The organism is Nitrosococcus halophilus Nc 4 (genome assembly GCF_000024725.1).
Classification (GTDB): Bacteria; Pseudomonadota; Gammaproteobacteria; order Nitrosococcales; family Nitrosococcaceae; genus Nitrosococcus; species Nitrosococcus halophilus.
Map to the genome: position 1 here is coordinate 2,406,824 of NC_013960.1, position 11,876 is coordinate 2,418,699.

Genomic DNA, 11,876 nt, shown 5'->3' on the forward strand with positions numbered 1-11,876 from the left:
ATGCGTATCTCTACTTCCTTATTCCAGCAACGAAGCATCGATGGGATACTGGATCAGCAGGCCCAGGTCAGCAAAATTCAACAGCAATTAGCCACTGGTCGCCGTATTCTTACTCCGGCCGATGATCCTGCAGCTGCCGCTCGCCTGCTGGATGTTCGTGAGACTTTCGAGCAACTCTCCCAGTTCCAAAGAAACGCCGACAGGGCAACGGCTCGCCTCTCCCAGGAGGAAACAGCCCTGGCAGGGGTGGGGGATTTACTGCAGCGGGTGCGGGAACTAGCGGTGCAGGCTAATAATGGCGCTCAAAATAATGAGAATCGTGTCATGATGGCCAAGGAGGTTCGGCAGCGCCTTGACGAAATTTTGGGGCTTGCCAACGCTCAAGATGCCAGTGGTGAATATCTCTTTGCCGGTTTTAAGGGCCGCACCCAACCCATTATCCGGGAAGGAGGGAATTTTACCTACCAGGGCGATCAAGGCCAGCGCCAGATACAGATCAGTCCCTCAGTGCAGGTGGCGGACAGTGATCCAGGCTCCGAGGTATTCCTAGCCATCCGCGAGGGGAATGGTACTTTTGTGACTGAGGCGGACCCCTCCAATAGCGGCTCGGGGGTGATAGGTCCCGGTTCGGTCAGTGGGACGTTTGTTCCTGGTGATTACACCTTGCGCTTTTCTCAGCCACAGTCCAGTGATTCCCTTACTTTCGAGGTGCTGGACTCACAAAATAACGTAGTGACCAGCGGCAATTTTGTCAGTGGGGGAGCGATTACTTTTGGCGGTGCCCAGGTAAGGGTAACCGGCACGCCTGGGGATGGGGATCGTTTCACTATCCGCTCAAGCGCCCATCAGGATATGTTCACTACTGTCCAGCGTTTTATCGATGCTTTGGAGCGGCCAGTGAGCGACACGGCCAGTCAGGCCCGATTCAATAATGATATGAATAGGACTCTCACTGATTTGGATCAAGCGCTGGGGAAGGTTTCGGAGATCCGGGCAGGAGTCGGAGCCCGCCTTAATGCCATCGATAGCGAGCGCCAAATGAACGAAGACGTGAGTCTGCAAATGGCTAAGCTGCAATCCTCTCTTAACGATCTTGACCTTGCCGAGGCCATCGGCCATCTCAATCAGCAGCTAACGGCTCTTGAGGCTGCTCAGCGAACCTATGTCCGGTTACAGGGCTTATCTTTATTTAGCCTTCTGTAGCCAGTGTAACATAACGATGAATTTCTTGATTGGCAGGCAGCAAATTTATGATCGTGATTGGAACGTATACGGATATGAACTGTTATTCCGTAATTTCCAAGGCGATTCGCCTGTAATCGTTGATGGGACTCAAGCGACTAATCAAATTATTGTGGATAGCATGCTGGAGCATGGGCTAGAGAATCTGGTAGGTTTTCATTATGCCTTTATCAATTTTACCCGTGATAACATACTGAGCGGAACTCCCCTATTGCTTCCCAAGGACCGGGTCATTATTGAAGTCCTAGAAAGTGTGGAAGTTGATGAGCCTTTGATTGAAGCACTCCACGCATTGGCTAAGCAAGGATACCGAATTGCATTGGATGATTTTATCTTCTCTGAAGAAAAGAAACCGCTAGTTAATCTTGCGCATATTATCAAGCTTGATGTGCAACATTTGAGCCGAGAGCAAAACTTGATGCATTTCGGGCTACTGCAACGGTTCCCTGTGAAAATTCTGGCCGAAAAAGTCGAAACTGCTGCACAATTCTATGAATTCAAAAAGCTGGGTTGTGATTATTTTCAGGGATTTTTTTTTAGCAAGCCATGTCTAGTTTCTGGAGAGCGTCTTGCCGCTAATGACTACGTGTTGTTTTCAGTGCTTGCGGAAATCAACAAACCTAATATAAATACCCAAGCGCTGGCCAAAATCATCTCAAGTGATGTTGGTTTGAGCTATAAACTTCTACGATACATTAACTCGGCATATTTCTCTCTGCCGCGAAAAATCATCTCCATACACCATGGGATTTTATATCTAGGTATCCGGGAGATTAGGCGTTGGGCAAATTTGATCATATTGCTCCGTTTGCCTAATGCATCAAAAGAATTGATCCGGATTGCCCTTGTGCGCGCAAAAATGTGCGAGCTGTTATGTATCGTGGCAGGCAATCATAATTGCAATAATGGTTGTGGTAATGATTGTAACTGTGAGAAATTTTTTCTAGTGGGATTATTATCAATAATAAATCAAATGCTGAAGATGCCGCTTGATAAAGTAGCTAGTTCCCTTCCCTTGGCGGAGGATGTCTTCAATGGGCTGGCCTATCGGGAAGGCGCAATTGGAGAAGCCTTAAACTGTGCAATTAATTATGAACATTGGAACCTCTCGGCGGTCCATTATTTGAATTTGAGCCCCTTTGACATCGGGAAAATTTTTCTCGACAGTGTTGCCTGGGCAATGGAGATCAATTTGTCATTACGTTGAAACAATCGGTTATTTAGTGCTGAGTCTGATCGTTAAATAACCCGTCATCCAGTTTGAATTTCTGTGGGCGCATTTCCCGCCCCTTGGGGTAGGGAGTGGCTTTTTTATATTCTTCGCTGCTATTTCATGACTTATTCGGGCTAGCTGCCTGTGGATGTCATAGCGCCGGCAAATAATCCCTCCCTCAATGACGAATTTTTGCCGGTATCCACTAAAGTTTCCCCCCGCTTTGCCGATCCTTCCCATGGAAGCGGTGAATGCGTTTTTTGCGCATCTCCGACAGAGACAACCTACCTGGGGACAAGCCCGGGCAAAATTATGAGGGAGGATAACGATGCCTCAAATTATGAATACTAATATTATGTCGCTAAATGCGCAGCGGAATCTCGATCGTTCCCAGAGCACCTTGCAGACCTCGTTACAGCGTTTGTCCTCAGGCTTGCGGATCAATAGCGCCAAGGATGATGCTGCTGGCCTGGCCATCACCGACCGGATGACGGCTCAAATTCGCGGTCTTAATCAAGCCGCCCGTAATGCCAACGATGGGATCTCTTTGGCCCAGACCGCAGAAGGTGCGTTGCATGAATCTACCAGCCTCCTGCAGCGGGTGCGCGAGTTGGCGGTCCAGTCCGCCAACGACACCAACACGGATGCTGATCGTACAAGCCTGCAGAACGAAGTGACTCAGCTCATTGCTGAGATGAACCGCATTGCCAGCAGCACTCAGTTCAACGGCAAGAGCCTGCTAGATGGCAGCTTGAGCAATGCGATCTTCCATGTGGGCGCTAATGCCGATCAGACCATTTCCGTAGGCATTGATGATGCCCGCACTAGCCGCTTGGGCGCCAATGCCACGCTAACCTCTACGGGGACTGCGGTCAGCGACGGCCAGAGCGCTGCGCTGACCAGCCCGAGCGGGGTCCTCGAGATCAACGGTACCGCCATCACCGTGACCTCGGATGGCCTATCGACACGAGATGCAGCTGCCTCCGCCAATGCCGTGGCTGCGGGCATCAACGCCTTGTCCGCTACTACAGGGGTTTCTGCCACAGCCAATGCTACCACGGCCAATTTGGGGACCATCACGGCCGCTGCTACTGGTTTTGCTGCGGGCGATTTTGCTATCAACGGTATCAATATCACCGCGGGGGCTATAGCGAGTGGTGATTCCGACAGCGCGTTGCGGGATGCCATCAATGCCGTGCAGAATCAAACCGGCGTGACGGCGGCCCTGAATTCCAGCAATGAATTGGTATTGACGGCTGCCGATGGTCGCAACATACAGCTAGAAACCGATGGTACCCAGGCTGACGGCGTTTCCGTATTCGGTGCCGCGACCTTTGATACCAATGGCGGTTCAGCAGTTGATATTGTAACGGTAGGAACGGTGACCCTCGACAGCGATGAAGCCTTCGTGGTGGATACGGGTATCACCCAGGCGACTCATGGCATGGCCATTACCGCAGGTACCTATAATGTGGATACCAGCAATGCCATGGAAAACGTGGATATTTCGACTCAATCTGGGGCCAACAGCGCCCTCGCCAATGTTGATCGGGCTCTTTCACAGATTGATTCCATGCGGGGTGATTTGGGTGCGCTTCAGAACCGTTTTCAATCCACTATCTCGAATCTGGAGAATGTCTCTGAGAATCTGTCAGCGGCGCGTTCCCGAATCCGGGATGCGGATTTCGCCGCTGAGACAGCGGAATTGACCCGCAATCAGATCCTCCAGCAGGCAGGGACTGCCATGTTGGCCCAGGCCAACTCGCTGCCGCAAAACGTACTGAGTCTGCTCCAGTAAAGCCAAGTGAGTGAGCATCATGTCCGGAATACGGTTCCGGGCGTGATGCTCGTGGATAGTCTGTAAGGAATCAGCCCATGAATAACAATATCCATCCAGGACTTCTGCCTGCCGTGATTCCTGATCGAGCCTCACGAATGACTGAAATAAAAATTAATCCGCCCAGCGAGCAGCAACCCTTATCCGCTGGATCGTCTCGGCCCAAGGAGAAAGAGACTGGAAACCGGGAAGTTGAATCTCAGAAATTGGTTGATGCGGTGCAAAGCATTAATGATTTTATGCAAAATGTACGTCGGGAATTACAATTTAGCATCGATGAGGTGACGGGCCGTACCGTGATTAAAGTTGTTGATAGGGAAAGTGAAGAAGTCATTCGGCAGATTCCTCCAGAAGAAGTGCTGACACTGGCGCGGCGAGTAGCGGAAGAAGGGGGGCAGGGAGTAACGGATGGCACGCTCATCCAAACATTGGTTTAATGGCTGGCTTATTTCTGAACGGGTGAGAGAGGCATGATTACTTCGGCGGGTGTGGGTTCCGGGCTTGACATCGAGAGCTTGGTTAGCCAACTGGTAGCGGCGGAAGGCCAACCGCAGCGGCTCCGCCTCGATCGCCGGGAAGCTCGGCTGCAAACGACTCTGTCGGCCATGGGTACCCTGAAAAGTGAATTAGCTAATTTCCAAAATGCCGTTTCAGGGCTTAGCTCGCTTTCGGCTTTCCAAGGGACCAAAGCGAGCGTTGGCAATACCAGTTTATTGACTGCTTCGGCGACGGCGGAAGCGGCTACCGGTACTTACAGTGTAGAAGTGCAGCAGCTTGCCCAAGCGCAAAAACTCGCTTCCAAGACATTCGCTGACTCCCACACTGTTATCAGCACGGGAACCCTGAGCTTTCGTTTTGGCACCTATGATGGGGACAGCAATACCTTTACGGCGAACCCAGATAAATCGGCCCAAGTGGTGACTATTGACGCTGCCCACAGTAGTCTGAGCGGTATCCGCGATGCCGTCAATGGGGCCAATATAGGGGTCAGTGCGAGTATCGTCAACGATGGGGCTGGGGATCGTCTGGTGTTCACCTCTAAAGACATGGGGGTTGCCAATAGCCTGCAAATTACCGTCGGCGATGGTGATGGTACTGATCCGGCGGATAATGTGGATGACGACGGCTTGTCGCAACTTGCCTATGACCCCACCGCTCCAGGTGTCGGTAGTGGTAAGAATTTGACGGAGACGGTGGCCGCCCAGGATGCCCGCCTCCTGGTCGACGGCTTGACCATCACCCGCCCCACCAATACCGCCACCGGGGTGATTGAGGGGGTGACTTTAAACCTCAAAAGTGCTGAATCCGGTTCCCCCACGACACTCACGGTGGCTTCCGATGGACAAGCCATCAGCAAATCAGTGAACAGTTTCGTGGACTCTTATAACAGCTTGGTGGAGAGCTTAAACTCGCTTTCTTCCTATAACCCGGAGACCCGAGAAAGGGGCGCCCTGCTAGGGGATGCGAGTTTACGTGGAATAGAAAACCGCATCCGCCGTCTCATGGGCGATGCCGTGGCCGGACTGTCTGGCCCCTACCGGGCCCTGGCCGATATCGGGATCACCACCCAGCGAGAGGGGACCTTAGCTTTAGAGGAGAGTAAGTTACAGAGTGCTATTGAGACCCATCCGGAGGCAATTGCCCGGCTGTTTGCGGTCGGTGGGGAAGCCTCGGATCCTTTAGTGCGTTTTGTTGAGGGTACGGAGACAACCCGGGCTGGTGAATATGAAGTTAATATTAGTCAATTGGCCACCCAAGGGAAGTACACGGGGAATGCGACAGGTAGTTTCCCCATTACTATCGATGCGGACAACGACGAATTCACCCTCAAAGTGGATGGCAGCGAGCTGGGGACGATATCGCTAACCCACGAAACTTATAACAATGGCTCGGAGCTTGCCGCAGCGCTCCAGAGTCAGATTAATAGCAACCCTAAACTGAGTGAGGCAGGGGGAAGTGTGGCGGTCGAGTTTGTGAGCGACCACCTTGAGATGACCTCTAGCCGTTATGGGAGTGCTTCAAGTGTTGAAATCCTATCGTTAGATCCTTCGCCGACCGCGACCACTACCCAAACTCTGGGTTTGACTGTGAACAGTGGCAACGCAGGGGTGGATGTAGCGGGAACCATCGGTGGCCAAGCAGCAGTCGGTTCTGGCCGCTTCTTGACCGGAAGCGGTGGGGCGGAAGGGGTTAAGCTTGAAGTGCTTGGTGGTGCCGTTGGGGATCGGGGTAGCGTGGCCTTTTCCCGCGGAGTCGCTGCCCAGCTTAATACTTATCTCGAGCAAATATCCGACTCGGACGGGTTTTTAGACAATCGCATTGATGGTTTGAATGATCGCGTTGCCGATCTGGGCGAGCAGCGGGAGGTTTTAGATCGGCGGCTAGTCGCCCTGGAGCAGCGTTACCGGGCCCAATTTACTGCGCTAGACAGTCTCCTTGGGCAGCTTCAAACCACAAGTAATTTCTTAAGTCAACAAATTGCCGCTTTACCGAGAAGAACTTCCCTATAGTGGGACATGCTAAAAGGCTGTTGAAAAACCTTTGTAGGTAGCGGCGGCAGGTTTCGCTTTGTTCCTTCTACGGCTCTACGCTAGAACCTACCGACAGGGACAAAGAAATAGCGACGAGGAACAACCTAAATTCGGTTTTTAGCCGCCAATGCACGCGAATAAACGCTTAAAAAAATGGCCTGGAATGATTTTCTGACGGGCCAACGCTTGCCTGTCTTTAAGCCATTGAACTATTTGCGTTCATAGGCGTTAATTCGCGGCTAAATATTTTATTTCGGGAAACGCTATGGAACAGGGCAGACTGCGATTGCTTTTAAAGAATAATTTAAATCGCAAAGCTGCCATAATATTGAAGAGGAACCTCTCATGACACGTAACGGAGCGCTACAACAATACCGCCAGATCGGTGCCCAAAGTGCCGTGACTGAAGCCAATCCCCACCGCCTCATTCAGATGTTATTGGAAGGTGTCCTAGAGAAAATCGCGGTGGCTAAGGGAGCAATGGCACGCAACGAAGTGATGCAAAAAAGCACCCATATCAGTGAGGCTATTAACATTGTTGGCGGTTTACAATCCAGTTTGAACTATGACCAAGGGGGTGAAATTGCCGCTAACTTGGATCGGCTTTATGACTATGTGGTGAGACGCCTCTTGGAAGCTAACCTTCATAACGATGGAGCAATGCTGGAGGAAGCCAGCCGTCTCCTCAATGAAGTGAAAAATGGATGGGACGCTATTTCTGCTGCAGATTCTCAGATGGCCTATGAACCTTCTAAAGCTGCATCGCCTACTTCTACCGCGTCTCGTTGATTTCGTGAAGTGGCGGTCCCTGGAGGCAATATCTCAGCGTATTCGGTTCTGGGATCAGGGACTGTGAGGGATGCCCTAGACGTTCTTCTTGTCTTAAGCCAGAAGATGCTCTTAAAGGCTCAGCAGGGTGCCTGGCAAGAGCTAGCAGATCTGCAAGCGGAGCGAGAGAGGGTATTGCAGCAAGCATTCCCTCAGGGGAAAGCGCTTGTTGCTTTCCCCTTCGCCCGGCAGCGCCTGGAACAACTCCTTTCACTCAATGAGCAAACCGCCGCCCTTTGTCAGCAGGAGCGTGATCACTTTGCCCAAGGATTAAGAAAATTACAACAGGGCTCTCAAGCCTGCGATACCTACCGGCGTTATACTCTCTAGGGACATCATTCGCTCGATTTCCTTTTGCATTCGAAATGGAAAGGGGGACCCGCGAGTGCTTTCATTGCCCTGATGGCTGAGGAGAAGCTTGTGGCTGAAATAGAAAGTCAATTCCCACCGCAACCATTAGGCCAGGGGGTTTTTTATCAAAGCCAGCACCCCCTAATCTGGCGCTGTGTGAAACCTGAAGCCAAGGTCAGCGCTCTCGTTTGCCGTGATAATGAGCGGCTGCTGAAGCTTTTGAACAGCTCGATTCCTTCCCCTTTGGAGTTACTGGAGGAACAGCCGCTACTTTATTCGGAGCTCCAGCGTCTAGAGCTGAAGGTGGATCTGTTGCTTGAGCAGATAGGGTTGCTGCTTGCCCAGCAGGCGCCACTTCCAGCAGCCGTTCCCCTACGACTTACTGCCCAGGAGCTACAGTGGTGGGCGCAGGAGGCGCCGAGGAGTGGAGAGACTGTCCAGGTTGAAGTTTATCTAAAAGAAGAGCTCCGCCGTCCTTTGGTTTTGCTGGGCCGAGTGAAAGCACGGGAAGCGGAGACTCATGGGTACCGCGTTTGGGTGCTTTTCACCGATCTGGGCGAGGGTGTTCGGGAAGGGCTAGAGCGGTTCATCTTTCGATGGCATCGGCGCCACATCGCCCAAACTCGGAAGGGTTCCCCATCTGCGAGGAGGGAGCCTGACACTGATAGTACGACAGAATTTTGACATTCGCTTCTCGGGGTGTTTAACTTTCTTTATTAATTAAAGAACGTAATTCTCTTCTTTCGTACTCCGAGACAGTGCCTTAAGAGGCAGGAAAAGCCTACGATGTCCGCTGAGGTCGTATTGATCTTGGAGGGTGATAAAGAACGCGGCCAGGCCCTCCAAACGATTATCGAGTTTATTGGCTACCGTCCCGTGCTTATTGAGCCAAGCCGGGAATGGCGAAAACAAGTGAATGACCTCGATTTCCAAGCCGTGGTTGCAGTGTTGCTGGGTCGTTGCGACGAAGACCAGGCGCAGTCGGCTGCCCTCGTGAAGGAATTAACTAGTGAGGAAGGGCAATTGCCCGTATGGGTATTGATACCGAAGGAGCGCAGTCAAGAGAAAGAAAGCTGGCGCTTGCCCGGATCTCTAGGAATTCTCCGCTACCCTTTTACCCAAGCAGAGCTGACAGGGGCTTTGCAAAATGCGGAGCTTTTTCGCGAGGGCCGGCGGCAAAAAAAGGAAGGGGGACGTCCCGTAGAGCTGTTTCGGAGCTTGGTGGGCAACAGCCGCGCCATTCGAGTAGTTCGCCATTTGATAGAACAGGTTGCTGATTCTAACGCGACGGTACTGATTCTGGGGGAGTCGGGGACTGGCAAGGAGGTCGTCGCCCGCAATCTCCACTACTATTCCGCACGCCGGGGAAAACCTTTTGTGCCCGTTAACTGCGGCGCTATTCCCGGTGAACTGCTGGAAAGTGAACTCTTTGGCCATGAGAAGGGGGCTTTTACGGGAGCCATTACCTCTCGCCAAGGGCGGTTTGAGCTAGCCCAAGGAGGGACCCTGTTTCTGGACGAAATCGGCGATATGCCCATGGCCATGCAGGTAAAATTATTGCGGGTGTTGCAGGAGCGGACTTTTGAGCGGGTAGGAAGCAGCAAGCTCATTGATGTGGATGTGCGCGTTATTGCGGCCACCCACCGGGATCTGGAAGAGCAACTCAAAGAAGGGAACTTTCGCCAGGACCTTTATTATCGCCTTAATGTTTTTCCGATTGAGATGCCGCCTTTGCGGGCACGGGTTGAAGATATCCCCCTGCTTATTAAAGAGCTGATTATCCGGATTGGGCACGAGAAGGGAGGCGCTGTCCGCTTGACGCCGGCGGCGGTGATGGCCCTCTGCCAGTACCCCTGGCCGGGGAATGTGCGAGAGCTGGCCAACCTGATTGAGCGCTTAATGATACTCCATCCCTATGGCGTTGTGGATTATCATGATCTGCCCCAGAAGTACCAAATAGATGAGGAGAAAAACCGCCCTTTTGTTCCAGAGGTATCATCGCTAGAGCAGGTCGTCGATACTTCGGAGACTCCCCGACTGCCGCGAGAAGGTTTAGACCTCAAAAAACACCTCAACCGCATCGAATGTTCACTCATCAAACAAGCGCTGGACGAGGCCGATGGGGTCGTGGCTCAAGCCGCCAACCGACTGCGAATGCGGCGTACCACTTTAGTCGAAAAACTGCGCAAATACGGTATCCAGCGTGAAGATATAACGTCAAGATTTTGACTTCTGCCTGAACTCACTCCTTAGTTGACTGATTCTAAAAATATTTTTTTGTTTGGCGTTCTTTTTGCATGATGATTTAAAGTGCAGAGGGCGAATGTCCCGCTGTGTTGGCACTATCAGGCAAAAGTGTGCAAAGCCGCGAATTTCCCAGCACCTGCTGGATGCTTCGATTTTTTTTAAGCTGTTGTCAAAGCAAAGGAGTAAGTTATGGTGCAACCCTCGGTTCTGGTCGTTAACAATGAACCAGCTCTGCGGGTGTTGGAAAAAGATGAGCCTCTGGTGGCCATTGATCCCCATTCCCGGGCGGTAGTGGAGCTAGCGCGGCGGGTAGCTCGCAGCGAAGCCACGGTGCTTATCAGCGGTGAGAGTGGCACGGGGAAGGAGGTTTTAGCGCACTACATCCACCGCCACTCAAGGTGTTGCGAAGGTCCCTTTGTGGCTATCAACTGCGCTGCCATTCCAGAGAATATGCTGGAGGCCACCCTGTTTGGCTATGAAAAGGGGGCTTTTACCGGCGCCCATCAGACTCGTCCCGGCAAATTCGAGCAAGCCCAGGGAGGGACTTTGCTGCTTGATGAGATCTCGGAAATGGATTTGGATTTACAAGCTAAGTTGCTTCGCGTGTTGCAAGAACGGGAAGTGGAACGTTTAGGCGGGTGCAAAGTGATCCCCTTGGATGTGCGGATATTGGCAACCACCAACCAGGATCTCCGGGAGCAGATAGGGAACGGCCAGTTTCGCGAAGATCTTTATTATCGCTTAAATGTTTTTCCTTTGCAGTTGCCGCCCCTGCGGGAGCGTACCCAGGATATTTTACCCCTAGCACGGCGACTGACTGCCAGCCGGGCTGCGGCAGTGGGTCGTCTCCCCCCCCGTTTGACGCTCGCTGCCGAAACCAAGTTGCTGGCTCACCCCTGGCCGGGAAATATCCGTGAACTGGATAATGTTATTCAGCGGGCATTGATTTTGGAAGAGGGAGAAGCCATCACCGCCCAGGCGCTGGCTTTTGAAGCGGGGATGGAGGCGCCGCTTCCAAGGGGGGTAGGAGAGCTTAGCAAGGATCTCAAAAGCCATGAAAAACAGCTTATTCTCGATACGCTGGCGCGCTGTGGTGGGCGGCGGAAACAGGCGGCCGCCCAGTTAGGTATTAGCGAGCGAACCCTGCGCTATAAACTTGCTCGGCTACGGAAGGCAGGTGTGACTATCCCTGACCCCTCGAACACAAGATTTGTACCCTGAACCCAGATGCCTTTAGAGAGCATCCTAGCGAATACCTGAGGGAGGCTTCTGCTGTGGAACCGATCAATAGCACCCAACTTCTTGAGCAAATGCGCGCTGCCGCCGCTCTAGCCGAAAATGGCTCAGCCAGGACCTCCGGGGAGGCCACGGGGAATGAGTTTGCGCTTTTGTTGGAGCAGGCCCTTAACTCGGTCAATCAAGCCCAGCAGCAGTCCAGCGATCTGGAGACGGCTTTTGTCCTCGGGGAGAGTAATGTGGATTTATCGGAGGTCATGATCGCTTCCCAAAAAGCCAGCGTTTCTTTCCAAGCCGTGCTCCAAGTCCGCAACCGACTGGTGTCTGCCTATCAAGAAATTATGAATATGCAGATCTGAAAGGCGTCGAGGTTCAATCGAATCAACTCCAG

11 protein-coding genes are annotated in these 11,876 nt (G+C 52.3%); all 11 read left to right on the forward strand.

The features are described 5' to 3' along the window. The 11 genes from flgL to fliE all read left to right on the forward strand — a co-directional run bounded on the left by flgL (window position 1) and on the right by fliE (window position 11,844). Complete coding sequence (gene flgL / locus NHAL_RS11340; RefSeq protein ID WP_013033284.1) at window positions 1-1,203, forward strand: flagellar hook-associated protein FlgL; 1,203 nt, start codon at window positions 1-3, stop codon at window positions 1,201-1,203. Between the two features lie 16 nt (window positions 1,204-1,219). Continuing rightward, the gene (locus NHAL_RS11345; RefSeq protein WP_013033285.1) at window positions 1,220-2,449 is read left to right on the forward strand and encodes an EAL and HDOD domain-containing protein; all 1,230 of its coding nucleotides are present in this window, start codon (window positions 1,220-1,222) and stop codon (window positions 2,447-2,449) included. A 346-nt stretch (window positions 2,450-2,795) separates the two neighbouring features. Beyond that, complete coding sequence (locus tag NHAL_RS11350; protein WP_338040039.1) at window positions 2,796-4,253, forward strand: flagellin N-terminal helical domain-containing protein; 1,458 nt, start codon at window positions 2,796-2,798, stop codon at window positions 4,251-4,253. A 77-nt stretch (window positions 4,254-4,330) separates the two neighbouring features. Beyond that, window positions 4,331-4,729: a flagellar protein FlaG gene (locus NHAL_RS11355; RefSeq protein WP_013033287.1), complete on the forward strand. Its 399-nt coding sequence runs from the start codon at window positions 4,331-4,333 to the stop codon at window positions 4,727-4,729. A 33-nt stretch (window positions 4,730-4,762) separates the two neighbouring features. Beyond that, window positions 4,763-6,802 carry a flagellar filament capping protein FliD gene (gene fliD / locus NHAL_RS11360; protein ID WP_013033288.1) on the forward strand — a complete coding sequence of 680 codons (2,040 nt, stop codon included), beginning with the start codon at window positions 4,763-4,765 and terminating at the stop codon, window positions 6,800-6,802. 366 nt (window positions 6,803-7,168) lie between these two features. Further along, the gene (gene fliS, locus NHAL_RS11365; protein WP_013033289.1) at window positions 7,169-7,612 is read left to right on the forward strand and encodes a flagellar export chaperone FliS; all 444 of its coding nucleotides are present in this window, start codon (window positions 7,169-7,171) and stop codon (window positions 7,610-7,612) included. Window positions 7,613-7,675: 63 nt separating this feature from the next. Continuing rightward, window positions 7,676-7,981, forward strand: a complete 306-nt coding sequence (locus NHAL_RS11370; protein ID WP_013033290.1) for a flagellar protein FliT — start codon at window positions 7,676-7,678, stop codon at window positions 7,979-7,981. Between the two features lie 90 nt (window positions 7,982-8,071). Next, entirely contained in the window at window positions 8,072-8,686 is a 615-nt protein-coding gene (locus tag NHAL_RS11375; RefSeq protein WP_157862560.1) for a PilZ domain-containing protein, read from the forward strand. Between the two features lie 102 nt (window positions 8,687-8,788). Continuing rightward, entirely contained in the window at window positions 8,789-10,231 is a 1,443-nt protein-coding gene (locus tag NHAL_RS11380; protein WP_013033292.1) for a sigma-54 dependent transcriptional regulator, read from the forward strand. A gap of 207 nt (window positions 10,232-10,438) precedes the next feature. After that, a complete protein-coding gene (locus NHAL_RS11385) occupies window positions 10,439-11,470 on the forward strand; it encodes a sigma-54 interaction domain-containing protein (RefSeq protein ID WP_013033293.1) in 1,032 nt (343 codons plus the stop codon). Between the two features lie 53 nt (window positions 11,471-11,523). Then, a complete protein-coding gene (gene fliE / locus NHAL_RS11390) occupies window positions 11,524-11,844 on the forward strand; it encodes a flagellar hook-basal body complex protein FliE (protein WP_013033294.1) in 321 nt (106 codons plus the stop codon). The last annotated feature ends 32 nt before the right edge of the window (window positions 11,845-11,876 follow it).